This is a genomic window from Yoonia sp. TsM2_T14_4 (genome assembly GCF_049602355.1).
GTDB classification, from domain to species: Bacteria; Pseudomonadota; Alphaproteobacteria; order Rhodobacterales; family Rhodobacteraceae; genus Yoonia; species Yoonia vestfoldensis_A.
In genome coordinates, this window is sequence record NZ_CP187137.1 from 643,440 (window position 1) to 666,556 (window position 23,117).

Consider the following 23,117-nt stretch of genomic DNA (forward strand, 5'->3'; position numbering starts at 1 on the left):
GGGCAGAAAGGTTGCCACGCTTAAACTGGTCCGTCATTCAGGCGGATAATGTGACCGTTTTGGGGAATGTTTGTGAATTGGGGCAAATAACATGATGCATCCAAGTATTGTTTCCAGCAGCAGCGCGATCTGCCTTGTCGGCGGCGCGCCGGTGGCAGATGCGGTCTTTGCCGTAGTTTCGCCTTATGTCATAGGTTTTGTCGGCGTCGATGGCGGGGCAGATCATCTGCTGGCAGGCGGGATTGCCCCGATCGCGGTGATCGGCGATCTGGACAGTGTCTCAACGCAGGCCCGCGCCGCCTTTGCAGATTGCCTTTGGCATATCCCCGAACAGGACACGACCGATTTTGAAAAGGCGCTGACCCGCGTGACCGCACCCTTTGTGATCGCGCTGGGCTTTACCGGCGGACGGATGGACCATGCGCTGTCGGTGCTCAACGTGATGGCGCGGATGCCCGACAGGCGCGTGTTTCTGGTGGATGCGGACGACGTGTCCTATCTGGCGCCACAGGGCAAAAGCATGCTGGACCTGCCCGCAGGCACGCGCGTGTCGCTGATGCCGCTGGGGGATGTGCGCGCATCGGCGGCGGGCGTGGCTTGGCCGTTCACCGATTGGGCGCTGCATCCGGTGGGGCGCAACAGCGCGTCCAACATGGCGGCGGAGGGGGGCGTTCAGATCACCGCGCAAGGGCCGCTTTTGGTCACGCTGCCGCTGGCCTGTTTGGCTGCGGCCATAACAAGCGGCATGCGCGCTGGGTGATGTCACGCGACCGCAAAGCGAAGACAATCAGCCGAACACGAAACGCATCATCTTCCGAGCCCAAATATCCCCGCGCGGAGCGCTCCCCGATTGCCTAGCAATTGGGGACATTCACGGCCAGTCCACCCAGCGCCGTTTCCTTGTATTTCTCGGACATGTCGGCGCCGGTCTGACGCATCGTCTCGATCGCGACATCAAGTGCGACCAGATGCTGGCCATCGCCGCGCAGCGCCAGTGACGCCGCCGACACCGCCTTGATCGCGCCCAGCCCGTTGCGTTCGATGCAGGGCACCTGCACCAGCCCCTTGACCGGATCGCAGGTCATCCCAAGATGGTGTTCAAGCGCGATTTCGGCGGCATTTTCCACTTGTTCGGGCGTGCCGCCCAGCACGGCGGCCAGCCCTGCGGCGGCCATTGCAGCGGCGCTGCCCACCTCCGCCTGACAACCGCATTCCGCGCCCGAGATCGAGGCATTCGTCTTGATCAACCCGCCCACTGCCGCTGCCGTCAGCAGAAAATCCCCCACGCGGGATGACGCTGCCCCCGGCACATGGTCCAGCCAATACCGGATCGTCGCAGGGACAACACCGGCAGCGCCGTTGGTGGGCGCGGTCACGACCTGCCCACCGGCGGCGTTTTCCTCGTTCACCGCCATGGCATAGGTGGACATGTAATCGTTGATCGTATGGGGCGCGGTCATGTTCAGCCCGCGTTCGGCCATGAGCGCGGTATATATCCCCTTGGCGCGTCTGCGCACGAACAGCCCGCCGGGCAATATGCCATCTGTCGCCAGCCCCCGGTCGATACAGGCATTCATCACCTGCCAGATCCGCGCCAGCCCCCGGTCCAGATCGGCGGCGGACATACGCGTCAACTCGTTGGCGCGTTTCATCGCGGCGATGCTTTGCCCGCTGGCGCTGGCCATCTGCAACATCTCGGCGGCGGTGCGGAACGGATAGGGGACGGCGGGGCCGGTGTCGGCAGCGCGCCCTGCGGCCAGTTCATCAGCCGTCAGAACAAAACCGCCGCCGATGGAATAATAGGTCACCTGCGTGATCACGTCGCCTTGAGCATCGGTGCCTGACAGGACCAACCCGTTGGCATGGCCGGGCAGGGCAGGGCCGTAATCGAACCGCAGATCGGCTGACGGATCGAACCGCAGCAGGCCCAGACCGTCGGGCGCGATGGTGCGGTCGGCCTTGATGCGGGCAAGCTCGGCCTCGGCCCGGGTTGCGTCGTAATCATCCGCGCGCATGCCCGCCAGCCCAAGGATCACCGCGCGATCCGTCGCATGGCCGATGCCGGTAAAAGCCAGCGATCCATGCAAGGATGCGCGTAGCCCCGCGACGCTGAACGGCAAGGCGCGCAGATGGTCCAGAAACCGTGCCGCGGCAACCATCGGGCCGATTGTATGGGATGATGACGGGCCGATACCGACCTTGAACATATCGAAGACGGACAGGAACATGGGTGCGTCCTTACTGGTGCCTGATCTTGCTACCTGCTTTGCCGTGCAGGCCATCCCTCAAAAGCGACAGCCGCCCTGCGGGTTGCGTCAGTGCGGCATTTGTGGTCTCGCACCTTGTGGGCAAACTGCCTATAAGCAGCGCAACAAAATCGGAGAGCTGCGCATGACCATCGACTTGTCCCCCATGGATACGGCCAAATTCGTTGCCGCCAAACAGGCGACACATTATGTGCAATCGGGCATGAAGGTGGGTCTGGGGACCGGCTCTACCGCAGCATGGCTGGTGCAATGTCTCGGCGAGATGGTGCGCGATCACGGATTGCAGATCAAGGGCGTGCCGACATCCAACCGCACTGCCGAATTGGCGCGCGCTGCGGGGATCGAGATCATTACACTGGATCAGGCCAAATGGCTCGACCTGACGATCGACGGGACCGATGAATATGACGCCAATCTGAACCTGATCAAAGGCGGCGGTGGCGCGCATCTGCGCGAAAAGATCGTGGCGACCGCCAGCGACCGGATGATCGTGATCGCCGATGCCTCCAAGACGGTGGCGACGCTGGGGGCCTTTCCCTTGCCGGTCGAGGTGCTGCCCTTCGGGATGCAGATCACGCGCGGTTTGATCGAGGAGCTGCTGGTCGGTGTCGATGTGCTGGGTCGTGACGTGATCCAGCGGATGCAGGGCGATGCGCCCTATGTCACGGATGAAGGCAATTTCATCCTTGATCTGCATCTCAAAAGCATCGGCAATCCGCGCCAACTGGCGATGATGCTGAACCAGATCCCCGGTGTGGTGGAAAACGGTTTGTTTATCGACATTTGTGATGTCGTGATCGTGGGCCACGGCACTGGCAAGGTTGAAATCCGTGACATCACCAACGACATAAATGATGTTGTGCAATTCGATCTGCAGGACGATGACAATCTGTTCGCAGACCTTGCGAAATAATCGCCTGCACCGACCCAAGGACCAGATATGAACTTTGACTATGATCTTTTCGTCATCGGCGGCGGCTCGGGCGGGGTGCGGGCTGCGCGTGTGGCGGCGGCCACCGGTGCCAAAGTGGCGCTGGCCGAGGAATTCCGCATGGGCGGCACCTGTGTCATCCGCGGCTGCGTGCCCAAAAAGCTGATGGTCTTTGCATCCGGCTATTCCGAAATGTTCGACGACGCCCGCGCCTATGGCTGGGATGTGACCGATGGCCCGTTCGACTGGCCGCGTTTCCGTAGCCATCTGCACAAGGAACTTGACCGGCTTGAAGGGATCTATCGCAAGCTGCTGGACAATTCCGGCGTTGAAATCTGCGATGCGCGCGCCAGTGTCACCGATGCGCATACCGTGGTTTTGTCCACCGGCCGGACAGTGACGGCAAAACATATCCTGATCGCCACCGGCGGCCGCCCTGTTGTCCCCGACATTCCGGGGGCCGGGTTGGGGATCACCTCGAACGATATTTTCCTGCTCGATGAATTGCCAAAATCGATCCTGATCGTCGGCGGCGGCTATATCGCGTCGGAATTTGCGGGCATCCTGAACGGGCTGGGCGTGAAGGTGACGCAATTCTATCGCGGTGCGCAGATCCTGCGTGGCTTTGACGACGAAGCCCGCGGTCTGGTCGCCGAAGGGATGCGCGAAAAAGGCGTGAACCTGCATCTGGGCACCAATATCGTCGAAATGCGCGCCGCCACCGCCGACGACCTGCAAGACAACGGCATGTCCGCGCCTATCGAACAGGGCAAGCCCGTCTCGGCGCCGTCCGGCGAACCGGCCAAGGGGATCTGGGTCAAGGCCACCAATGGTCAGGAGGCGATTTTTGATCAGGTCATGTTCGCCACCGGCCGCGCGCCCAATACCGAAAATATCGGGCTGGCAGCGGCCGGCGTGCAGATCGGGCGGCGCGGCGAAATCATGGTCGATGACTACAGCCAGACCGGCGTGCCGTCGATCTATGCGATCGGTGACGTGACCGACCGCGTGCAGCTGACGCCAGTGGCGATCCGCGAAGCCATGGCTTTCGTCGAAACCGTGTTCAAGGGCAATCCGACGAAGCCGGATCACGATCTGATCCCTTCGGCGATCTTTACCCAACCCGAAATGGGCACCATCGGCCTGACCGAAGAAGCAGCCCGCGACATCGAACCGGTCGAGATTTATTGCACCTCGTTCAAGCCGATGAACCATGCCTTTGCGGGGCGCACGGACCGTGTCATGATGAAGCTGGTCGTCAGCTGCGCCACCCGTAAGGTGCTGGGCTGTCATATCGTCGCAGATCACGCGGGCGAAATGATCCAGCTGGCCGCGATTGCGATCAAGATGGGTGCCACAAAAGAGGACTTTGACCGCACGGTCGCGGTTCATCCGACCATGGCCGAAGAACTGGTCACCATGAAGGACCCTGTCCGCCGCGCTTGAATTTGCGCCGTCAGGACACACATGTCGAACAAGAACCCCGCGCGCGGGGCGAGTTGAAAGGAAGAATAGGGAAACGATGGCAGGAAATTCTGGAGGCCCGTGGGGCGGTGGCGGCAACAAGGGCGGGAACGGCGACGACGACCGCAATCGTGGCGGTGGGCGCAGGCCCGGCAATGACGGTCCCAACATCCCCGAAATTGATGAATTGGTGAACAAGGGCCGCGAACAGCTGCGCGTCCTGATGGGCGGCGGCCGTGGCGGATCGCGTGGGCCAGGCGGCGAAAGTGGCGGTCAAGGACCGCAACTGACACGCGGCACCGTGGGGCTTGGTATTCTGGCGCTCGTGGCGCTGTGGCTTTTTGCCTCTTTCTATACGGTCCGGCCCGAAGAACGGTCTGTCGAATTGTTCCTGGGCAGCTATTACAAGACGGGTGAACCTGGCTTGAACTTTGCGCCTTGGCCCGTTGTCACCCGCGAGGTGCTGGCTGTGTCGACAGAGCGGACGATTGACGTGGGCGCAAGTGCCACCCGCCGTGATCCCGGCCTGATGCTGACTGGCGACGAAAACATCGTCGACATTGATTTCCAGATCGTGTGGAACATCATTGATCCGCAGCTTTACCTGTTCAGTCTGACTGATCCGCCCCAGACGATTGCGGCGGTGTCGGAATCTGCGATGCGCGAAATCATTTCGCAATCCGAACTGGCGCCAATTCTGAACCGTGACCGTGGCGCGATTGCAGACAGCCTGCGCGAAGCCATTCAAGCGTCGCTCGATAGTTTTGATTCAGGCGTGAACGTGATCCGCGTCAACTTTGACAAGGCCGACCCACCCGAGCCGGTGATCGCCGCATTCCGACAGGTGCAGGATGCCCGTCAGGAACGCGACCGTCTGCAGAACGTGGCTGACGCCTATGCCAACCGCGTCGTCGCCGAAGCGCGCGGTCAGTCGGCACAGGTTCTGGAACAGGCCGAAGGGTACCGCGCCCGTGTCGTGAACGAAGCTTTGGGTGAAGCCAGCCGGTTCTCGGCCATTCTGGCGGAATATGTTCAGGCGCCCGATGTGACGCGCAAGCGGATCTATCTGGAAACACTCGAAGGTGTTCTGAGCGATGTCGATATCATCATGATGGATGAAAACGCTGCCGGCAGCCAAGGCGTCGTGCCTTATCTGCCGCTGAACGAAATGCGGCGCACGCCCGCTGCGACAGGAGGTAACAACTGATGCGGAAAACAGCACTTCTCATTCCCGCATTGGTGGTCATCATCGGCGTCGCAATGTCGTCGGTGTTCATCGTGGACGAACGCGAAAAGGCGCTGGTCCTCCAGTTCGGCCAGATTGTCAGCGTCAAGGAAGAACCCGGTCTTGGTTTCAAGATCCCGCTGATTCAAGAAGTCGTGAAATACGACGACCGGATCCTGAGCCGCGATCTGGACCCGATCGAAGTCACGCCTGCGGATGATCGTCGTCTGGTCGTAGATGCCTTTGCACGGTTCCGTATCGCGGATGTGGAACAATTCCGCCGCGCTGTCGGTGTCGGTGGGCTTGCGGCGGCGTCGCAGCGTCTGGACAGTATCCTGCGCGCTGAAACCCGCGAAGTCCTGGGTTCGGTGTCGTCAAATGACATCTTGTCGATCGACCGGGCTGCATTGATGCTGCGCATCCGCAACGGTGCGATCACGCAAGCGCAAGCCTTGGGGCTTCAGGTGCTGGACGTGCGCCTGAAACGGACCGACCTGCCCGAGGCCAACCTCAACGCCACCTACGAGCGTATGAAGGCCGAACGCGAACGCGAAGCTGCCGATGAAATCGCCCGTGGCCGTGAAGCCGCCCAGCGTATTCAAGCGCAGGCCGACCGGACCGTGATCGAACTGGTGTCCGAAGCCGAACGCGAAGCCCAGGTCATTCAGGGTGAAGCCGATGCGTTGCGCAACGAAATCTTTGCAACGGCCTTTGGCGCTGACCCGGAATTCTTTGAATTCTACCGGTCGATGACCGCCTATCAGCGGGCCTTGCAGGGTGGGAACACGATGATGGTGATGTCGCCGGAAAGCGAGTTCTTCAACTACCTACGCTCGGCCCAAGGAGCGGATTCGCTGCGCTCTACCGATAATGGCGACACGGGGGCAGCCGTGCAGAGCCTGCCACCGGTCGAGGATGAAGCAGCCCTGCGCTGATCCGCGGCACCCGTGCAGCATCGCAAAGGCCGGCCCTTGTGGCCGGCCTTTTGCATTGGATCACTTGCAGGTGAGGGGGATTGTACTGCCTGACTGATGCGCTAACTTATTTTTAGAATTATCGCAGGACAATGGTCCCGCCCATCCTTGAGGAGATGATCCGTGAACGCCAAGGCAGTCGCTATCCAAAAAGACCTTTCCCAGATGCGCCGCATGCTGATCGCAGGCGCCAGCGCGATCCTGCTGGCAGTGTCGTTCCTTGTCATGCAGGCCGTGGCCGCCTTTGCGCAGGACCGTCCGCCCAGCTTTGCCGATCTGGCCGAACTGGTCAGCCCATCGGTGGTGAATATCACGACCAGCACGACGATCGCCGAACGCACCATGCCGCGCGGTGTCGTGCCCGAAGGATCCCCTTTCGAGGATTTCTTCAACAACGGCCCCCGCGGTGGGCCGCAGCGGTCATCTGCCTTGGGATCAGGTTTTGTGATTTCGCCCGATGGGTTCATCGTCACCAATAACCACGTTATCGAAGGCGCGGATGAGATCCTGATCGAATTCTATTCCGGTGTCGAATTGCCGGCCGAATTGATCGGCACCGACCCCAACACCGATATCGCCGTGCTGAAAGTAGACGCAACCGACCTGCCGTTCGTGGCCTTTGGCGACAGCAATGCCGAAGGCGCGCGCGTCGGTGACTGGGTGATGGCGATGGGCAACCCGCTGGGGCAGGGCTTTTCGGTTTCTGTCGGGATCGTGTCTGCGCGCAATCGCGCGCTGTCTGGCACCTATGACGATTACATCCAGACCGATGCGGCGATCAACCGTGGCAATTCGGGTGGTCCATTGTTCAACATGGACGGTCAGGTCATCGGCGTGAACACGGCGATCCTGTCGCCCACGGGCGGGTCTATCGGGATCGGTTTTGCCATGTCGTCCGACGTTGTGGTGAATGTCGTCGATCAGCTGATCGAATTCGGCGAAACCCGCCGTGGTTGGTTGGGTGTGCGGATTCAGGATGTGACACCTGACATGGTGTCGGCGATCGACGGGCTGGACAATGCGCGCGGCGCGCTGGTGACGGATGTTCCTGCCGGACCCGCAGAAGAATCCGGCATGCTGTCGGGCGACGTTATCTTGATCTTTGACGGGGTCGAAATCGCGGATACCCGTGAACTGGTACGCATCGTCGGCAATTCGCCCGTGGGCAAAGAAGTCCCCGTGCAGGTGCTGCGCGATGGCGAAACGGAACAGCTGATTGTGGTGCTTGGCCGGCGCGAAACATCTGAGGCCGTGGCGTTTCCCGCCGCCGCACCAGAGGCGCCTGCCGCCGAACCCGACACTTTGCTGGGTCTGACGCTGGAACCTGTCAGCCCTGAACTGGTGGAACAATTTTCGCTGAACGTCGATCAGGGTCTTGTCATCACCGCCATTGCACCTGACTCGGATGCCGCCTCCAAGGGGTTGATCGAAGGTGATGTGATCACCGAAGCCTCGCGCCAGCCGGTCGGCACGATGGACGAGCTGCGCGCACAGATCGACCTTGCGACCGAAGCAGGGCGCACGTCGATCCTGATGCTGGTCCGGCGCGGGGGCGATCCACGTTTCGTGGCGCTGGTGCTGGATCAGGAATAACCGGCCTTACCGCTTGCGGCAAAGGGCGGTCCTGATGGGCCGCCCTTTGTCCATGTGGCGGATTTGCGCTGGCACCGGCCCAATGGGTCATTTAGGAATAGCGCGACGCATCAATTCTACAAAGGACCCAAGACAATGGCGAAAATCACTTATGTCGAACATGGCGGCAAGGAACATGTGGTCGATGTGGCCAATGGCCTGACAGTCATGGAAGGCGCACGCGACAACGGTATTCCGGGGATCGAGGCTGATTGCGGCGGCGCCTGTGCCTGTTCGACCTGCCATGTCTATGTCGATGACGCTTGGGTGGCCAAACTGCCCGCCAAAGACGCGATGGAAGACGACATGCTCGATTTCGCCTATCAGCCCGACCCGGTCAAATCGCGCCTGACCTGCCAGCTCAAGGTGAGCGATGCGCTGGACGGTCTGCGGGTGCAGATGCCTGAAAAGCAGATCTAATGCGGCTGTGCCTGCTGGCCTTGGCGGTTTTTCCGGCCTTGGCGCAGGCACAGACGATCACGGATGCGCGGCTGACCGGCCCGACCGACCGCTATCCGCATGGCGTGCTTGGCGCGCCCAGTGAACACGACACGCTCGAGGTGACATTGGCGGATGGCAGGCAACTGGCTACGCGCTGGCCCGCGCCGATGGTTTTCGAAGATACCAGCCCCCGCGTGGTTGATCTGAACGGCGATGGCGCGGCAGAGGTGATCGTGGTGCAAAGCCACGAGACGTTTGGCGCGCAACTGGCGGTCTGGGGGCTGCGCGACGGTGCGTTGCAGCCGCTTGTCGCGGCGCCCCATATTGGCACGCGGTTTCGTTGGCTGGCCGTGGCGGGTGCTGCCGATCTGGACGGCGACGGCGCGATCGAAATCGCCTATATCGACCGCCCGCATCTGGCACGCGAACTGGTCGTGGTGCGGATCAGTCAGGCGGGTGATGCGTGGTCCTTGCGCGAAATCGCCCGTTCCGCCGGGCTGACCAATCACCGGATCGGACAGACCGACATTGCCGGTGGTATCCGCGATTGCGGGCAAGGGCCTGACATCATCACCGCGAATGCCGATTGGTCACGGATCATCGCCACGCGGTTACACGATGGGCGCCTGCAGCAGACGGACATCGGGCGGCATGATGGCGCCGATAGTTTCGCCATAGCGCTGCGTTGTGGCCTGCTGCCGGATTAATCCAGCGCCGAGACGACTGCGATCAGCAAGGCGACCTCGACGAATTGCTGCGCACCACCCAGAATATCACCTGTCTGTCCGCCGATCTTGGCCCGCGCGATCATCGCCCAGAGCACGGCAACGGTTGCCGCCACAATCACCAGCCCCAGATACCCCGTCACCAATGCCAGCCCCGCGCCGATCCCGATAGCGACCCAAGCCACACGCGGTGCAGGTCGCCCGACGGCGCGGCTCAGCCCGCCATCGCGGGCATGGGGCAGGGTGGCCATAACGCCCACCATCGCCGCACGGCTGAGTGTTGCGACGGTGACCAGCACCAGCGCAAAGCCCCCCGCGTCCGCGATCATGCCCAGCGCTGTCCAGCGCAGTACCAGCGTCAGGACCAGCGCTATCACGCCATAGGTGCCGATATGGCTGTCCTTCATAATCGCCAGCCGGCGCGCCTTGTCCCAGCCGCCCCATAGACCATCGACGCTGTCGGCCAGACCATCCTCGTGCATCGCACCCGTCACGCTGACCGCCAGCGCCAGCACCAGCGCCGCCGTGATCGCAGCCGGTACGCCGAGCCAGAGCAGCACCGCCATCGCCAGCGCCTGCATCCCACCCACGATCATGCCCGCCAGTGGATAGGCCCAGACCGCCGCAGCGCCCCGCGCGGTCGCTGCCGCACCATCCACCGGCACCGGCAGCCGCGTCAAAAGGCCCAATGCGGCAGGCAGGTCGATGGCGGCAAAAAGGCGATTGTCGGGATTGGTCAATTGTTTGCCCCTTGCGGCTCTTTTCATCTGTGACGTGATCGTTAGACAGTCAGGACATGTTACGCAACGAGGACCTGATGACAGCCCCTTTCACCACCCTTGCCGATTTCCGCGCGATCTTCGCCGATCTGACCGCCCCTGACGCCAGTGCAATCGCCGGTGCGACCGACCGCAACGGACAGTTGACCAAACCGCAAGGCGCCTTGGGCCGGTTGGAGGATCTGGCAATCTGGTACGCCGGCTGGCGCGGCAATCCGCGCCCCGCGATCACCGCGCCGCAGGTTATCATCTTTGCCGGCAATCACGGCATTTGTGCGCAGGGTGTGTCGGCCTTTCCGCCCGAGGTCACGGCGCAAATGGTCGCCAATTTCGACCATGGTGGTGCGGCGATCAATCAATTGTCCAAGGCGGCAGGCGCGCGGATGGATGTGCATGCATTGTCGCTTGAGACACCCACGGCCGATTTCACCCAGGCCCCCGCGATGACCGAAGCCGAACTGGTCAGCGCCTTGCAAACCGGTTGGAGCGCGGTTGATCCCGCTGCCGACCTGCTGGTCACCGGCGAAATGGGGATCGGCAACACCACATCGGCGGCAGCCCTTGCCGCGGCATTATTCGGTGGCACGGGCGCCGATTGGGCCGGGCGTGGCACGGGCGTCGATGATGCGGGTCTTGCGCGCAAGGTGGCGGCTGTGGATGCTGGGCTGGCCCTGCATGATGTGGCTGATCCGCTGGAGGCGTTGCGTTGTCTTGGCGGGCGCGAGATTGCGGCAATGGCCGGTGCGATGGCCGCAGCACGGGCGCACCGGATTCCTGTGATCTTGGACGGTTTCATCTGTGCGGCGGCGGCGGGCGTTCTGCACAAACTGCATCCCGCCGGTCTGGATCATACCGTCGCAGGTCATCTGAGCCTCGAAGGCGCGCATCAGACCCTGCTGGATGCCTTGGGCAAACAGCCGCTTTTGTCGCTGGGTCTGCGGCTGGGCGAAGGCTCGGGCGCGGCGCTTGCCATCACCATCCTGCAAGGGGCGATCGCCTGCCATTCCGGCATGGCCACTTTCGCCGAGGCCGGTGTCAGCGACGCCTGACCGGCGTTCAAAGGCGTCAAAACAAAAGCAGGTTCTGACGCTATTCAACCTTGCGGGATCTGCAAAGCATAGGTGGTGCCGCGCTTGACATAGTTCAGCGCGTTTTCACCGATGGCGGTCACTTGTCCGCCGTCAAGGTCACTGCCGACCTGCACGCGGACAAATTGTCCGTTGCTGAGCCGTACGAGCGCGCGTCGCGCACTGGGTTGCCCATAGACGCCGATCAGGTTGATGTCGCGCAGGCGGATCGCGCTATCCTGCGTGGCGGCACGGGCAACGCCGCCTGGTACGGGTTCGTAATTCTGTGGGGCTGGGGGGGCTGCTGTCTGTACCGGTGCCGCAGGCGCTGCCGCGATTGCGCCGAGCGATGGCGCTGCCGCGGGTTGTTGGCGGCTGCGGGCCGCGGCGACGACGCGGTCGAAATTGTTGGGCCGGCTGGTCGGACGCAGTGAACGTGTCACCGCTAAGGCCGATGCGGTGGCGCTCGGGTTCGGCGTTGCCAGCGCGATACCGCCAAGAACGGCCTCAATCTCGCTGGCCACCGTGGCGGACGCAGGCAAGGCGGGGCGCACCCGTGGGCGGATCGCACCGGGGGGCGGTGCCAGATCGCCGATTGCATCCTGTCCGGTGGCACCCGGTTGCAACCCCGCCAAGGATACCCCGCCCGCTGTCCTGTCTTCGACAGCCGCAGGGCGCACGGGCGGCACAACCGGCGGCGGGCCAGGGATCACGACAATATCAGCCAGAATGTCTGCGACGCTTGTATCGACCAATGCGGCGTCCGTGTTGGGGGGCAGGGTCGGCCGCACGCGGAATGGCACGTTCGGTAGCCCTGCGTAAACGACGACACCTTCGGGCGTCAGCGTACCTTCGGGGGTTGCGCGCACAAAGCCGTCTTCGTCAATGTCGAAGGTTGTACCGGCCGCAGGCGGAATCGCTGGTGGCACAAAGGCAAGATCGGTCGTCAGCGTTTCAATATCAGCCAAGCGCGGCGCGGCCACAGAGGTCGGGGCGGCCGCGATGGCTGGCAAAGTGACGTCTTGGGTCGTGGTGGCAGAGGGCTGATCGACAAAACGCGGTGGCCGCTGCCAGACGCCTGTCGCGGCATAGGCGGCTTGCGCCTGATCCGCGCTTAGGACGTGCGTTGTTGCCATGACCCGCGCAGGTGGGGGTTGCGGCGCGCCGCCGGGGCTGTCAGCCGCATCTGGCGTCAAAGGCAAAGGTGGCGGGCTGGTGGCAAATGCGGTGTCGGCTTCGGGCAGCCTTTGTGCCAAAGCCTGCTGATCCGGTAGCGCGATCGCGATGTCGAGCTGCACCGCTGTGGGGCCGCTTTGGGATTGTGCGGCGACAGTGACGGGTACGTCAACCGGCACGGCGTCAACCGGCACGGGGCCGGATTGCAGCCACCAGATGACGCCCAAGGCGGCAAGGCTGGCAGCAATCGCGCCCGACACCCGATAGGCGGGCCATCGCAAAGCAGCCGTTGACACTCTCGCCATGACCCCGCCTAGCACCACAGCCCGCGTCGATCCGGGCGCAGGCACGGCGATCATCGGGACTTCGGTCTGGGTCGTGGGGGCGTGATATGCGCCGATGATCCGGTCCAGATGGTCCGGTGCGGCAGGCACTGCGTCAGACAGGACCACGCGCGGCAGTGCAGGCACCACAGCTGCGGGTCTGTGCTGGGGGTAGTATTCGGTGATGATCTGGTCAAGCGGCGTCACTTGGGCTGGGTCAGACGCTGCGGCAGAGGGAATGACAGCTGTGTGCGGCTCCAGCATATACGCCTTGATCCGCGTGCCGATCAACCTGACCGGCAGGCTGTCGCGCGTAACGGTAACACCGGGGCCAAGATTGCGGGCGGCCATCGTGGTGGGACCAAAAAAGATTTCCTGCGCAAAAGTGTCAGGGTCCGGCACCGCGACAAAGGCGACGGGGTTGAATCCATGCGCCGCAGCGAAATCTTCTGCCTCGCGCAGGGTGTCTTGGGCGACGGCGGCAATATGGGTGCGCCCGTTGCTGCGTTCGAAATCAATCGCCAATGCATCTAGCGCATAAGGCGTTGTTCCATCCAGCGCCTGCGTGATGTCGGCCAAAGTAGTCTGGATGCCATCCAGCGCGAGGTATTTGACCTGCTCCATCGGGATCACAAGCTTGGTGCAAAATCCGTCAGGTGCCAGCGCCTGTCCTTTGCTGCGCAGATCGGCAAGGTCCGCCGCGATATCTTGCGACAACAGCGATGCCGTCCCAACACGACGCCATCCAGTGTCGGTACGTTGCAGCAGATCAATGCCTGCAAGCGAAAGCGAAAGGGCGAAATCGGGTGTCATATACCGCGTCTAGCAGGTTGAAGGCCGCATCTGAACGCCTTTGCGCAGATCCCGAAATCCTAAAGCAAAAACCCGCCCAAGCCAAGGGCAAGGGCGGGCAGATACTGTTGCGACAGGCCTAGCCGACAGCCTTGGCCAGCGCCTGATCCAGATCGGCAATCAGGTCGCGGGCATCCTCGATCCCGATGGACAAGCGCACGATGTTCGGCCCGGCCCCTGCGGCCTTTTGCTGCTCTGGCGTCAACTGCCGGTGCGTTGTGCTGGCTGAATGGATCACCAGCGAGCGTGTGTCACCAAGGTTAGCCACATGGCTGAATATCTCTAGGCTATCGACCAGTTTGACGCAGGCGTCATAGCCACCCTTGACGGCGATGGTGAACAAGGCACCCGCGCCTTTGGGGCAGATCTTGGGCACCAGATGCGCATAGGGTGAACTGTCCAGCCCCGCATAGGTGACATAATCAATGCGCGGATCATCCTGCAGCCATTTGGCGATGGTCTGTGCGTTCTGCACATGCCGGTCCATCCGCAGCGACAGCGTTTCGATTCCCATCAGCGTGTAATGCGCGGCTTGCGGGTTCATCGTCATGCCCAGATCGCGCAACCCGATAGCAATGCCGTGAAAGGTGAACGCGAGCGGGCCAAAGGTTTCTGCGAATGTCAGCCCGTGATAGGCGGGTTCGGGCTGCGACAGAGACGGAAACTTGTCATTGGCGCGCCAGTCGAATTTGCCACTGTCCACAATGCAGCCGCCGGTGACGGTGCCGTTGCCGGTCAGGTATTTCGTCGTCGAATGCACGACCAGCGTCGCGCCATGTTCGATAGGGCGGCACAGATATGGCGTTGCCGTTGTGTTGTCGACGATCAGCGGAATGCCCGCCGCATCAGAGATCGCGGAAATCGCGTCCAGATCGGTGATATGCCCGCCGGGGTTGGCAATCGCTTCGCAGAACACGGCGCGGGTGTCATCGTCGATGGCGGCGGCGACAGCGGCGTGGTCATCGAAATCGACAAATTTGGCCGACCAGCCAAAGCGTTTGATGGTCTGGCTGAACTGCGTGACCGTGCCGCCATAAAGACGGCTCGACGCCACGATATTGCGCCCCGGCTGCATCAGCGGAAACAGCGCCATGATCTGGGCGGCGTGACCCGACGAACAGCACACACCCCCGACGCCACCTTCGAGCGTGGCGATCCGTTCTTGCAAGGCCGCGACCGTGGGGTTGGTCAGGCGCGAATAGATGTATCCGACCTCTTGCAGGTTAAAGAGTGCGGCGGCGTGTTCGGCGTCGCGGAACACATAGGCGGTGGTCTGGTAGATCGGCACCTGCCGTGCGCCTGTCGCGGGATCAGGGCGCGCGCCTGCGTGAACTTGCAATGTATCGAAACCGTAGCTGGGGGCGTCTGTCATCATCTCTCTCCCTGTGAATGGACTGGAAAAGGTGTAGGGCCAAAACGGTGGGCAAACAACAGCGCGCCGCGCGAAAAGACTTGTGCGGCAACAGGACACTTCGGGCTTGGACTTCGCAGTACAGAATGTGTAAATCGAGGGTGCAGAACCCAAGGAGCCGCCCATGCCCGTACCATTTCATTTCGCCTATCACGTCACTGATCTGGACGAGGCGCGCGCATTCTATACTGGCGCGCTGGGGGCCATTGAAGGCCGCTCTACCGACACCTGGGTCGATTTCGACTTTTTCGGCCATCAGTTGAGCCTGCATCTGGGCGAACCCTTTGCCAATGCGCCGACCGGAAAAGTGGGTGATCACATGGTGCCAATGCCGCATTTCGGCGTGGTGCTGCCGCTGGATGACTGGACCCAGCTTGCCGGCCGTCTGGAAGACCGGCAGACCGATTTCATCCTTGCCCCTTCGGTGCGGTTCAAGGGCGAGCCGGGCGAACAATGGACGATGTTCTTTCGCGACCCCTCTGGCAACCCGATCGAGATCAAGGGTTTCGCTGCTGAAAGCGGTGTTTTCGCAGCCTGAGCGGCGGGGCAGTCGCCTCAAACACGTGATGCTTGGGTGATTGCATCCGCCTGACATTGTGGCCGCAATGGCCATGACCGGTGATATAAAACAGCTGGCGATCAGCCTAGCGCATCCAATATCCTGCCGCCCTGATCTGGTTGCGGATTGCGCGTTCATGGCGGGGCAGGTTGGCCCTGTCGAACAATGCGCGCACCTTTTGCCCTTGGCCTTGATAGACCATCCGCTTGAACGGCGGGTGCTGGCGCAGGTATTTCTTGATCTTGTTGGGCGCGCAGACCTGTTCCAGTGCCGCGATCTGGGCATCGCTGCCGCGTGCGTAAAGCAGGGGCAGCAGGCGGTAATGACAGGTCAGATCACCGTCCAGTCCTGCCAGCGCCGCATCCGGCCTGCCGCCTTTCAAGGCATGGATGACCAGCGGCAAGGCCACCTGATCAAGCCAGGGATCAAGCGGCTGGATCACCAGTTCGGGCGGCGGCGCATCGCGGATCGCCACGGCGTATTTGGTGAACAGCGCGCCGAATTGCGCGGGGTCGGCCCCGTAAAACCAGCCCGCGTTGAAATAAAGATAGCGTTCCCAAAATTCATCCGGCTGCGACAGGTCCAGTGAAGAGGCGAAATCGAGACCGAATTTGTCATAAAGCGATTGCCAGATTGCGGTATAGCCCGGCCAATACAGGTCCTCGACCGGCCAAGTTCCCGTCCGGTTCATCGAAGCGGCAGGGCGCGTGAAATCGAACGGTACCGTGCTGATATCGCCTGTGATGAGCGTGTCGCTGTCGAAAAACACGAATGGCGCGCCCGCAGGCAGGGCCTGCAAGCCTTCGATCTTGTTGCCATGCGGATAGGCTTGCCCGAAATGCTGCGCGGTGAAAGGGACCACCTCTGCTCCCAATGCCACCAGCGCCGCCGTGATCTCGGGGGTCATGCGCGGATCATCTTGCCACAGCGGCCCCGGCTGCGGTTCCGCCACGATCATTCGCCCTGCAAACCCCGGCGCATGGGCGCGCAGGCTGGCCACAAAGACCAATGCCTCGTATTGCAGCCGTCCGCCCTGACCCACGATCATGATATTGAACGGCTGCGGCATTGGGCGAAATCCTGTCACTTTTTACCGGGTTTTTCGTAAGAGAAAACGCGCTGCAGTCACAATAGGAAAAAGTGGGAGAGTGGTGGGCGACCCAGGAATCGAACCTGGCGTGCGTCTCCGCGAGGGAGTTACAGTCCCCTGCCACACCTTGCGGCCTGTCGCCCACTGCGGGGGTGATTACCTGCGGCCCCGATTGCCGTCAACCGCAAAAGTCGCGGGTTTTCGTCGGCCTCTTCACAGCGCGGGCAATGTCGCGTATCGGCGTGCCAAAGCTAGGACAGGTGCCAGAATGAAAAAGCCGACATGGGTGATTGCCAAGGAACAGGCCAAGCGCGTGGCGTCGCAGGAAACCGTCTGGTTGTTCGGCCTGCATGCCGTGCGTGATGCGCTGGAAAACCCCGCGCGCGAAAAACTGCGCCTGATCGTGACGCGCAATGCGCTGGAACGTTTGGGCGATGCGGTGGCAACTGGCGGCATCGAGCCTGAAATCAGCGATCCGCGCAAATTTGCGGCACCGCTTGATCCGCAATCGGTGCATCAGGGGGCCGCGCTCGAGGTCAAACCGCTGGATTGGGGCAGTTTGCAGGATGTCGCCTTGCGCGAAGGCCCGATGCCGCCGCGCATCGTGCTGCTGGACCGCGTGACCGATCCCCATAACGTGGGTGCGATCCTGCGATCGGCCGAAGTCTTCGGCGCGCGCGCCGTTGTTGCTATGCAGCGCCATGCAGCCCCCGAAACCGGCGCGCTGGCAAAGACCGCCAGCGGCGCGCTGGAACGCCAGCCTTACCTGCGGGTGCGCAATCTGGCCGATGCGATCGTGGAATTGCAGCAGATGGGCTATCTGGTGCTGGGGCTGGACGGCGAGGCCGAGACAACCATCGAAGAAGCCGTCGAAGGCAAGCGCGACCGCGCCGTGGCGTTGGTCATGGGGGCTGAAGGGCCGGGCCTGCGCGACAAAACCCGCGAGACCTGCGACATACTGGTCCGCATCGACGCAAGTGCCGATTTCGGCTCGCTCAACGTTTCAAATGCGGCCGCCGTCGCCTTATATGCAGCCAGAGGCTGACGACGGGGTGACAGATGGCTGGGACAAAGATCGCGACCTGCTGCTATTGTGGCACACGGGCGGCGCTGGTGTTGCGCGGCCAAAACCGGCATGAGTTGAGTTGCAGCAATTGTGGTGCGCCGCTGCATGTGATGAAGATGCTCCCTGCCACCAAGGCACCCGCGCCCCAACCACAAAAGCGCCCCTATACCCCGCCCCATCCCGAACGTCAGCAGGTCGCCCGACCGCAAAAGCGGCGTAAGGGCAAAAGCTTTGGTCGCAAGGTGTTTTCGGAAATCTGGGACATCATCGAAGACGTCTTCGACTGAAAGTGACACCATCACGCATTCATCACGTCTTGCTGAGGGAACCTTTTGTTGTCGGGATGGCTTACCATCTGTGGAGTATGGCGTGGCCTTTGGAACCGGTTGCGCCAAACGCACTGTCCCTCGTTCCATAACTGGCGCCCAGGGTTTCCTTGGGCGCTTTTTTCTTCTCAGACCTTGGGTTAGGGTGACCGCATGATCATCAATGACGACAGCCTGCGCAGGATTCTCAAACGCACCCGCACCATCGCCGTGGTGGGCGTGTCGGCCAATCCGGTGCGCCCGAGCTATTTTGTCGCGCGCTATCTCGGGCTGAAGGGCTTTCGCGTGATCCCGGTCAATCCTGGGCTGGCCGGGCAGACCCTGTTTGGCGAGACTGTTTATGCCAGCTTGGTCGATATCCCGCATGATGTGGATATGGTCGATATTTTTCGCAAACCCGATGCTGTGCCTGCGCTGGTCGATGAAGCACTGGCGCGCTGGCCTGATTTGCAAACGATCTGGATGCAGATCGGTGTGACCCATCCAGAAGCGGCGGCCAAGGCTGAAGCACGCGGTGTGACGGTGGTGCAGGATCGCTGCCCCAAGATCGAATACCAGCGCCTGTTTGGTGAATTGCGCATGGGCGGGTTTGCGACGGGGATTATTTCTTCCAAGCTCTGACAGGGGGCGACCCCTGCGTATGAGTATTTTTGGAAATAAGAAATTGTGGATCAGGAAGGGCGGGCGGATTTTTCGGCGATACCTGATGTGCCTTGGCGGCGGGCGAGCTCGGCTACAACTTCGGCCAATGTGACATCGCGCGCGGTCAGCATGACCAGAAGATGGTAAAGCACATCCGCTGCCTCTGACGTCAGCTTTTCACGGTCGCCTTTGACGGCTTCGATGATGGCCTCGATGGCTTCTTCCCCGAATTTCTCGGCGCATTTTTCGGGGCCTTTGGCCAGCAATTGTGCGGTCCAGCTGCTGGCGGGATCGGCATTCTTGCGCGCGGCAATCAGGGCGGCGAGATCATCCAGCGTCATGGCCGCACCGCGATGCCGGCTGCGGCCATATGCGCCTTGGCCTGCGCGATGGTGAAGGTGCCAAAATGAAAGATCGAAGCGGCCAGCACGGCGGATGCACCGCCAATGGTCACCCCTTCGACAAGGTGATCCAGCGTGCCGACCCCACCCGAGGCGATGACCGGCACATCGACGGCATCTGATATGGCGCGGGTCAGCGGCAGGTTGAATCCCGCCTTGGTCCCATCGCGGTCCATCGAGGTCAAAAGGATTTCTCCCGCGCCTTTTTGCACGACGGTGCGGGCAAATTCCACCGCATCAATGCCGGTGGCGCGCCTGCCGCCATGGGTAAAGATTTCCCATTTGCCGGAGGCTACGGTTTTGGCGTCGATGGCGACGACGATACATTGCGAGCCAAAGCGCATCGCGGCCTCGGCCACCACATCAGGGTTGGCCACCGCAGCCGAATTGAAACTGACCTTATCGGCCCCCGCCAGCAACAGGTCGCGTACATCGTGATGCGTGCGTACGCCGCCACCGATGGTCAGTGGCATGAAACATTGTTCCGCCGTGCGGGTGGCCAGATCGAACATCGTGCCACGGTTTTCGTGGGTTGCCTTGATGTCGAGAAACACCAACTCATCCGCGCCTGCCGCGTTATAGGCCATTGCCTGTGCGACGGGATCGCCTGCATCGACCAGATCGACGAAGTTGACGCCTTTCACAGTGCGCCCTTCGGCGACGTCGAGGCAGGGGATGATGCGGACCTTGAGCATGGCCCTGTTTAGGCCCGGCTGCGGGGTTCGGCAAGCATGCGCAGCGCCTGTGCCAGATCAAGTGCCCCGTCATAAAGTGCGCGGCCCGAAATGGCACCCGCGATCACGCCGGTGTCGCGCAGCGCGGTCAGATCCGCCAGCGACGACACCCCGCCAGAGGCGATGACCGGGATGCTGACCGCGCGGGCCAGATCAGCGGTGGCCGCGATATTCGGCCCTTTCATCGCGCCGTCGCGCAGGATGTCGGTATAGATGATCGCGGCGATCCCTGCGTCTTCGAAACTGCGCGCCAGATCGGTGACCATGATATCGGTTTCCTCGGCCCAGCCACGGGTGGCGACGCGTCCGCCCCGCGCATCAAGGCCCACTGCGACCTGACCGGGAAAGGCGCGCGCCGCTTCGCGTACCAGATCGGGGTTTTCAACCGCGACCGTGCCAAGAATCACCCGCGCGAGGCCCTTGTCGAGCCAGGCCTCGATGGTTGCCATATCGCGGATGCCGCCGCCCAGTTGCGCAGGCACGGGGCAGGCTTTCAAAATCGCCTCGACCGGCGCTGCATTCACCGGTGTGCCGGCAAAAGCGCCGTTCAGGTCGACCAGATGCAGCCATGTGCAGCCTGCATCCACAAAGGCGCGCGCCTGTGCGGCAGGGTCGTCGTTGAACACGGTGGTCTGGTTCATGTCACCATGCACCAGCCGCACGGCCTGTCCGTCCTTGAGGTCGATGGCGGGGTAAAGGATCATCGGCGCAACCTTTCGCATGTTCGCGCCCGTTATGCATGGCGTGCGCGGGAATGCAACGCAGCAGCCCCGACCCAACGTCAGACTTGATTGCGCAAATCGGTCCGGATCAAACTGCCCTATCTTCAGGGAGGAGATCTATATGAAACAACTGATCCTTGCCGCCGCCGCGGCCTTTGCCATGGCCGGTGCTGTCAGCGCGCAGGATGCCGCCATCGGCACTTGGCAAACCGAGGTCGATGACGGCGCTTTCGCCTATATCACAATCGCGCCTTGTGGCGCGGCTGTTTGCGGCATCATTGCGCGCACGTTTAATGCCGATGGTGAATATCAATCTGAAAACCTGGGCCGGCAATTGGTGATCGACATGGTGCCAACGGGGGCTGCCAGCTATCAAGGGCAGGTCTGGCGCCCGTCCAATGACCGGATTTATCTGGGCAAAATGGATGTTGATGGCGATGCTTTGCGCCTGCGTGGCTGCGTGGCGGGCGGCTTGCTGTGTTCCAGCCAGAACTGGGTGCGGGTGGAATAGGCCTGCCTAGCTGCTGGTGGGGCCGGGGCGCAGCCCTGTTTCCACCAGCATTCCACGACGCTTGGCCTCGTAATAATAGCCGCGGGCATACCAGCGTATGGCGGTCTGCTCGTCGCCGTCTGATAACAGCCATGCGCCGCGCAAATAGCGGCCTGCGAATTTCAGATTTGTTTCCGCATCTAGCAAATCGTTAGGTTGCCCGCGAAACCCCATGCTGCGCGCTGTGGCGGGCAGGATTTGCATCAACCCGTAATAAGGCCCGTTGCGCGCGGCGGGGTTATGCGTGCTTTCACGGATGATCACGCGGTGCAGCAAGGTCACGGGGATCTCGTGAATATCGGCATATCGGTTGATCAGGGCGCGCAATGCAGGTGTTTCATTGGGATGCAGCGGGATGTTGCTGGTATCGGCCATGCTTGCCGTTTCCGTGCCGCCGCGCGCGCAAGCGGCAAGTGCAGCACCTGTGCCAAACAGCATCGCGCGTCTGGACCAGTGACACATGGTCAAGCTTACGGTCTCCAGCTCAGGAAATTGGCGATCATGCGCAGGCCCGCATGCTGGCTTTTCTCGGGGTGGAACTGGGTGCCGATGATATTGTCGCGCCCGATGATGGCGGTGACATCGCCGCCGTATTCGACATGGGCCAGCCGTTCTGCCGGGTTGCTGACCTGCATCGCATAGGAATGGACGAAATAGGCATGTTCGCCAGTGGCAATCCCGTCCAGCACCGGATGGGGAGTATCGATCACCAGATCGTTCCAGCCCATATGCGGTACTTTTAGCGCGGGATCGGCGGGGGTGATCTGGCGGATATCGCCCGCGATCCAGCCAAAACCTGGGGTGTCGGCATGTTCATGGCCCGTGGTTGCAAGCATCTGCATTCCCACGCAGATGCCAAAGAATGGCACCGCGCGGCGGGTCACCGCCTCGGTAATTGCCTCGGCCAGACCGGATTGTGCATAAAGCTGGCTGCGGCAATGCGGAAAGGCCCCGTCACCGGGCAGCACGATCCGGTCGGCGCGGGCCACGACATCGGGGTCGCCGGTGACGATGATCGGGCCTGCACCGACCTCTGCCGCCATCCGTTCGAACGCCTTTTGCGCCGAATGCAGATTGCCGCTGTCGTAATCGACGAGTGCCGTCGTCATAAGCTGCCCTTGGTAGAAGGGATGGCATCACCCTTGCGCGGGTCGGTTTCCACCGCGTCACGCAAAGCGCGCGCGACCGCCTTGAATGCGGCTTCGGTGATGTGATGCGCGTTGAACCCGTGCAGCCGGTCGATATGCAGCGTGATGCCGCCATGCGTCGACAAAGCCTGAAAGAATTCGCGCACCAGTTCGGTGTCAAACGTGCCGATCTTGCCAAACGGCAGATCAAGGTTGCAGATCAGATAGGGCCGCCCCGACAGATCGAGCGCTGCGCGCACCTGTGCGTCATCCATCGCCAGATGGCAGGACCCGTAACGCCGGATGCCACGCTTGTCGCCCAGAGCCTGCGTCAGCGCCTGGCCAAGTGCGATGCCCACATCCTCGACCGTGTGGTGATCGTCGATATGCAGATCGCCGCTGGCGCGGATTGTCATGTCGATCAGCGCATGGCGCGCCAATTGATCCAGCATATGGTCGAAGAAACCGACGCCAGTGGCATTGTCATAGATGCCGCTACCATCCAGATTAATGGTCACCGTGATGTCGGTTTCCGCGGTCTTGCGGGTGATGGTGGCTGTGCGCATGTGCTGCTGTCCCTTGGCCGTGCTGGCCCTGTCTATAAGGGCATCCGCTCCGACCGCCAAGTCCGCA

At 62.0% G+C, this 23,117-nt stretch carries 25 protein-coding genes and 1 tRNA gene; 14 read left to right on the top strand and 12 right to left on the bottom strand.

Annotated features, from left to right (window positions below; genetic code table 11):
* The first annotated feature begins 91 nt into the window (after positions 1–91).
* Complete coding sequence (locus ACPF9B_RS03065; RefSeq protein WP_424179160.1) at positions 92–760, top strand: thiamine diphosphokinase; 669 nt, start codon at positions 92–94, stop codon at positions 758–760.
* 94 nt (positions 761–854) lie between these two features.
* Here ACPF9B_RS03065 and ACPF9B_RS03070 read toward each other — a convergent pair whose 3' ends face one another.
* Positions 855–2,228: an L-serine ammonia-lyase gene (locus ACPF9B_RS03070; protein WP_007205447.1), complete on the bottom strand. Its 1,374-nt coding sequence runs from the start codon at positions 2,226–2,228 to the stop codon at positions 855–857.
* Between the two features lie 163 nt (positions 2,229–2,391).
* Here ACPF9B_RS03070 and rpiA point away from each other — a divergent pair, with 163 nt between their 5' ends.
* The 7 genes from rpiA (at position 2,392) to ACPF9B_RS03105 (ending at position 9,641) form a co-directional block, all read left to right on the top strand.
* Positions 2,392–3,180 (top strand): ribose-5-phosphate isomerase RpiA, encoded by a 789-nt coding sequence (gene rpiA / locus ACPF9B_RS03075; RefSeq protein WP_424179162.1) that lies wholly within the window; start codon positions 2,392–2,394, stop codon positions 3,178–3,180.
* 27 nt (positions 3,181–3,207) lie between these two features.
* Positions 3,208–4,644 carry an FAD-dependent oxidoreductase gene (locus tag ACPF9B_RS03080; RefSeq protein WP_424179164.1) on the top strand — a complete coding sequence of 479 codons (1,437 nt, stop codon included), beginning with the start codon at positions 3,208–3,210 and terminating at the stop codon, positions 4,642–4,644.
* A gap of 76 nt (positions 4,645–4,720) precedes the next feature.
* Positions 4,721–5,869, top strand: a complete 1,149-nt coding sequence (gene hflK / locus ACPF9B_RS03085) for an FtsH protease activity modulator HflK (protein WP_007205444.1) — start codon at positions 4,721–4,723, stop codon at positions 5,867–5,869.
* Positions 5,869–6,822 carry a protease modulator HflC gene (gene hflC / locus ACPF9B_RS03090; RefSeq protein WP_424179167.1) on the top strand — a complete coding sequence of 318 codons (954 nt, stop codon included), beginning with the start codon at positions 5,869–5,871 and terminating at the stop codon, positions 6,820–6,822. Before hflK ends, hflC begins: the two co-directional genes overlap by 1 nt.
* Before the next feature lie 204 nt (positions 6,823–7,026).
* Positions 7,027–8,454 carry a Do family serine endopeptidase gene (locus ACPF9B_RS03095; RefSeq protein WP_424179169.1) on the top strand — a complete coding sequence of 476 codons (1,428 nt, stop codon included), beginning with the start codon at positions 7,027–7,029 and terminating at the stop codon, positions 8,452–8,454.
* 135 nt (positions 8,455–8,589) lie between these two features.
* Positions 8,590–8,913: a 2Fe-2S iron-sulfur cluster-binding protein gene (locus ACPF9B_RS03100; RefSeq protein WP_007205441.1), complete on the top strand. Its 324-nt coding sequence runs from the start codon at positions 8,590–8,592 to the stop codon at positions 8,911–8,913.
* On the top strand, positions 8,913–9,641 hold the full coding sequence (locus tag ACPF9B_RS03105; RefSeq protein WP_424179171.1) for an FG-GAP repeat domain-containing protein: 729 nt from the start codon (positions 8,913–8,915) through the stop codon (positions 9,639–9,641). Before ACPF9B_RS03100 ends, ACPF9B_RS03105 begins: the two co-directional genes overlap by 1 nt.
* Here the strand turns inward: ACPF9B_RS03105 and ACPF9B_RS03110 are convergent.
* Positions 9,638–10,426 carry an adenosylcobinamide-GDP ribazoletransferase gene (locus tag ACPF9B_RS03110; protein WP_424179173.1) on the bottom strand — a complete coding sequence of 263 codons (789 nt, stop codon included), beginning with the start codon at positions 10,424–10,426 and terminating at the stop codon, positions 9,638–9,640. The genes ACPF9B_RS03105 and ACPF9B_RS03110 overlap by 4 nt on opposite strands.
* 50 nt (positions 10,427–10,476) lie before the next feature.
* On the opposite strand from ACPF9B_RS03110, the gene cobT reads away from it, so the two are divergent.
* Positions 10,477–11,487 (top strand): nicotinate-nucleotide--dimethylbenzimidazole phosphoribosyltransferase, encoded by a 1,011-nt coding sequence (cobT, locus tag ACPF9B_RS03115; protein WP_424180328.1) that lies wholly within the window; start codon positions 10,477–10,479, stop codon positions 11,485–11,487.
* Between the two features lie 44 nt (positions 11,488–11,531).
* Here the strand turns inward: cobT and ACPF9B_RS03120 are convergent, their stop codons facing one another.
* Both ACPF9B_RS03120 and ACPF9B_RS03125 read right to left on the bottom strand, forming a co-directional pair.
* Positions 11,532–13,817: a hypothetical protein gene (locus ACPF9B_RS03120; protein WP_424179175.1), complete on the bottom strand. Its 2,286-nt coding sequence runs from the start codon at positions 13,815–13,817 to the stop codon at positions 11,532–11,534.
* A 118-nt stretch (positions 13,818–13,935) separates the two neighbouring features.
* Positions 13,936–15,228, bottom strand: coding sequence for an O-acetylhomoserine aminocarboxypropyltransferase/cysteine synthase family protein (locus tag ACPF9B_RS03125; protein WP_040483195.1), 1,293 nt, complete (start codon positions 15,226–15,228; stop codon positions 13,936–13,938).
* 163 nt (positions 15,229–15,391) lie between these two features.
* On the opposite strand from ACPF9B_RS03125, the gene ACPF9B_RS03130 reads away from it, so the two are divergent.
* On the top strand, positions 15,392–15,805 hold the full coding sequence (locus tag ACPF9B_RS03130) for a VOC family protein (protein ID WP_007205435.1): 414 nt from the start codon (positions 15,392–15,394) through the stop codon (positions 15,803–15,805).
* Positions 15,806–15,911: 106 nt separating this feature from the next.
* Here the strand turns inward: ACPF9B_RS03130 and ACPF9B_RS03135 are convergent, their stop codons facing one another.
* Together ACPF9B_RS03135 and ACPF9B_RS03140 are read right to left on the bottom strand one after the other, a co-directional pair.
* Positions 15,912–16,895, bottom strand: a complete 984-nt coding sequence (locus ACPF9B_RS03135) for a hypothetical protein (RefSeq protein WP_424179178.1) — start codon at positions 16,893–16,895, stop codon at positions 15,912–15,914.
* Positions 16,896–16,975: 80 nt separating this feature from the next.
* Positions 16,976–17,059 (bottom strand) — tRNA-Tyr (locus ACPF9B_RS03140).
* Between the two features lie 125 nt (positions 17,060–17,184).
* Between ACPF9B_RS03140 and rlmB the strand changes: the two genes are divergently transcribed.
* The 3 genes from rlmB to ACPF9B_RS03155 all read left to right on the top strand — a co-directional run bounded on the left by rlmB (position 17,185) and on the right by ACPF9B_RS03155 (position 18,929).
* Positions 17,185–17,961: a 23S rRNA (guanosine(2251)-2'-O)-methyltransferase RlmB gene (rlmB, locus tag ACPF9B_RS03145; protein ID WP_424179180.1), complete on the top strand. Its 777-nt coding sequence runs from the start codon at positions 17,185–17,187 to the stop codon at positions 17,959–17,961.
* Positions 17,962–17,975: 14 nt separating this feature from the next.
* Entirely contained in the window at positions 17,976–18,269 is a 294-nt protein-coding gene (locus ACPF9B_RS03150; protein ID WP_007205432.1) for a hypothetical protein, read from the top strand.
* 192 nt (positions 18,270–18,461) lie between these two features.
* On the top strand, positions 18,462–18,929 hold the full coding sequence (locus ACPF9B_RS03155) for a CoA-binding protein (protein WP_424179182.1): 468 nt from the start codon (positions 18,462–18,464) through the stop codon (positions 18,927–18,929).
* Positions 18,930–18,979: 50 nt separating this feature from the next.
* Here the strand turns inward: ACPF9B_RS03155 and ACPF9B_RS03160 are convergent, their stop codons facing one another.
* From ACPF9B_RS03160 to hisA, 3 genes are read right to left on the bottom strand one after another with little or no spacing between them, the layout of a single operon-like run.
* The gene (locus tag ACPF9B_RS03160; RefSeq protein ID WP_424179184.1) at positions 18,980–19,291 is read right to left on the bottom strand and encodes a phosphoribosyl-ATP diphosphatase; all 312 of its coding nucleotides are present in this window, start codon (positions 19,289–19,291) and stop codon (positions 18,980–18,982) included.
* Positions 19,288–20,046 (bottom strand): imidazole glycerol phosphate synthase subunit HisF, encoded by a 759-nt coding sequence (gene hisF, locus ACPF9B_RS03165; RefSeq protein WP_424179186.1) that lies wholly within the window; start codon positions 20,044–20,046, stop codon positions 19,288–19,290. Before hisF ends, ACPF9B_RS03160 begins: the two co-directional genes overlap by 4 nt.
* 8 nt (positions 20,047–20,054) lie before the next feature.
* On the bottom strand, positions 20,055–20,789 hold the full coding sequence (hisA, locus tag ACPF9B_RS03170) for a 1-(5-phosphoribosyl)-5-[(5-phosphoribosylamino)methylideneamino]imidazole-4-carboxamide isomerase (protein WP_424179188.1): 735 nt from the start codon (positions 20,787–20,789) through the stop codon (positions 20,055–20,057).
* Positions 20,790–20,928: 139 nt separating this feature from the next.
* Between hisA and ACPF9B_RS03175 the strand changes: the two genes are divergently transcribed.
* The gene (locus ACPF9B_RS03175) at positions 20,929–21,318 is read left to right on the top strand and encodes a DUF2147 domain-containing protein (protein ID WP_007205427.1); all 390 of its coding nucleotides are present in this window, start codon (positions 20,929–20,931) and stop codon (positions 21,316–21,318) included.
* A 6-nt stretch (positions 21,319–21,324) separates the two neighbouring features.
* Here ACPF9B_RS03175 and ACPF9B_RS03180 read toward each other — a convergent pair whose 3' ends face one another.
* The 3 genes from ACPF9B_RS03180 to hisB are packed head-to-tail and all read right to left on the bottom strand — an operon-like array spanning position 21,325 to position 23,050.
* Complete coding sequence (locus ACPF9B_RS03180; protein ID WP_007205426.1) at positions 21,325–21,795, bottom strand: lytic transglycosylase domain-containing protein; 471 nt, start codon at positions 21,793–21,795, stop codon at positions 21,325–21,327.
* A 32-nt stretch (positions 21,796–21,827) separates the two neighbouring features.
* Positions 21,828–22,466, bottom strand: coding sequence for an imidazole glycerol phosphate synthase subunit HisH (hisH, locus tag ACPF9B_RS03185; RefSeq protein WP_007205425.1), 639 nt, complete (start codon positions 22,464–22,466; stop codon positions 21,828–21,830).
* Positions 22,463–23,050 carry an imidazoleglycerol-phosphate dehydratase HisB gene (gene hisB / locus ACPF9B_RS03190; protein WP_007205424.1) on the bottom strand — a complete coding sequence of 196 codons (588 nt, stop codon included), beginning with the start codon at positions 23,048–23,050 and terminating at the stop codon, positions 22,463–22,465. Before hisB ends, hisH begins: the two co-directional genes overlap by 4 nt.
* Positions 23,051–23,117: the final 67 nt, after the last annotated feature.

Bases quoted from the DNA above. Each gene is read 5' to 3' on its own strand.
- ACPF9B_RS03100 (WP_007205441.1), top strand. From the start codon at position 8,590: ATGGCGAAAATCACTTATGTCGAACATGGCGGCAAGGAACATGTGGTC.
- rpiA (WP_424179162.1), top strand. From the start codon at position 2,392: ATGACCATCGACTTGTCCCCCATGGATACGGCCAAATTCGTTGCCGCC.
- hisB (WP_007205424.1), bottom strand. From the start codon at position 23,050: ATGCGCACAGCCACCATCACCCGCAAGACCGCGGAAACCGACATCACG.
- ACPF9B_RS03080 (WP_424179164.1), top strand. From the start codon at position 3,208: ATGAACTTTGACTATGATCTTTTCGTCATCGGCGGCGGCTCGGGCGGG.
- ACPF9B_RS03095 (WP_424179169.1), top strand. From the start codon at position 7,027: ATGCGCCGCATGCTGATCGCAGGCGCCAGCGCGATCCTGCTGGCAGTG.
- ACPF9B_RS03150 (WP_007205432.1), top strand. From the start codon at position 17,976: ATGGCTGGGACAAAGATCGCGACCTGCTGCTATTGTGGCACACGGGCG.
- ACPF9B_RS03135 (WP_424179178.1), bottom strand. From the start codon at position 16,895: ATGCCGCAGCCGTTCAATATCATGATCGTGGGTCAGGGCGGACGGCTG.
- ACPF9B_RS03180 (WP_007205426.1), bottom strand. From the start codon at position 21,795: ATGCTGTTTGGCACAGGTGCTGCACTTGCCGCTTGCGCGCGCGGCGGC.
- ACPF9B_RS03175 (WP_007205427.1), top strand. From the start codon at position 20,929: ATGAAACAACTGATCCTTGCCGCCGCCGCGGCCTTTGCCATGGCCGGT.
- hflK (WP_007205444.1), top strand. From the start codon at position 4,721: ATGGCAGGAAATTCTGGAGGCCCGTGGGGCGGTGGCGGCAACAAGGGC.
- hisH (WP_007205425.1), bottom strand. From the start codon at position 22,466: ATGACGACGGCACTCGTCGATTACGACAGCGGCAATCTGCATTCGGCG.
- hflC (WP_424179167.1), top strand. From the start codon at position 5,869: ATGCGGAAAACAGCACTTCTCATTCCCGCATTGGTGGTCATCATCGGC.
- ACPF9B_RS03105 (WP_424179171.1), top strand. From the start codon at position 8,913: ATGCGGCTGTGCCTGCTGGCCTTGGCGGTTTTTCCGGCCTTGGCGCAG.
- ACPF9B_RS03070 (WP_007205447.1), bottom strand. From the start codon at position 2,228: ATGTTCCTGTCCGTCTTCGATATGTTCAAGGTCGGTATCGGCCCGTCA.
- ACPF9B_RS03065 (WP_424179160.1), top strand. From the start codon at position 92: ATGATGCATCCAAGTATTGTTTCCAGCAGCAGCGCGATCTGCCTTGTC.
- hisF (WP_424179186.1), bottom strand. From the start codon at position 20,046: ATGCTCAAGGTCCGCATCATCCCCTGCCTCGACGTCGCCGAAGGGCGC.
- rlmB (WP_424179180.1), top strand. From the start codon at position 17,185: ATGAAAAAGCCGACATGGGTGATTGCCAAGGAACAGGCCAAGCGCGTG.
- ACPF9B_RS03155 (WP_424179182.1), top strand. From the start codon at position 18,462: ATGATCATCAATGACGACAGCCTGCGCAGGATTCTCAAACGCACCCGC.
- ACPF9B_RS03160 (WP_424179184.1), bottom strand. From the start codon at position 19,291: ATGACGCTGGATGATCTCGCCGCCCTGATTGCCGCGCGCAAGAATGCC.
- ACPF9B_RS03120 (WP_424179175.1), bottom strand. From the start codon at position 13,817: ATGACACCCGATTTCGCCCTTTCGCTTTCGCTTGCAGGCATTGATCTG.
- hisA (WP_424179188.1), bottom strand. From the start codon at position 20,789: ATGATCCTTTACCCCGCCATCGACCTCAAGGACGGACAGGCCGTGCGG.
- ACPF9B_RS03130 (WP_007205435.1), top strand. From the start codon at position 15,392: ATGCCCGTACCATTTCATTTCGCCTATCACGTCACTGATCTGGACGAG.
- ACPF9B_RS03125 (WP_040483195.1), bottom strand. From the start codon at position 15,228: ATGACAGACGCCCCCAGCTACGGTTTCGATACATTGCAAGTTCACGCA.
- ACPF9B_RS03110 (WP_424179173.1), bottom strand. From the start codon at position 10,426: ATGAAAAGAGCCGCAAGGGGCAAACAATTGACCAATCCCGACAATCGC.
- cobT (WP_424180328.1), top strand. From the start codon at position 10,477: ATGACAGCCCCTTTCACCACCCTTGCCGATTTCCGCGCGATCTTCGCC.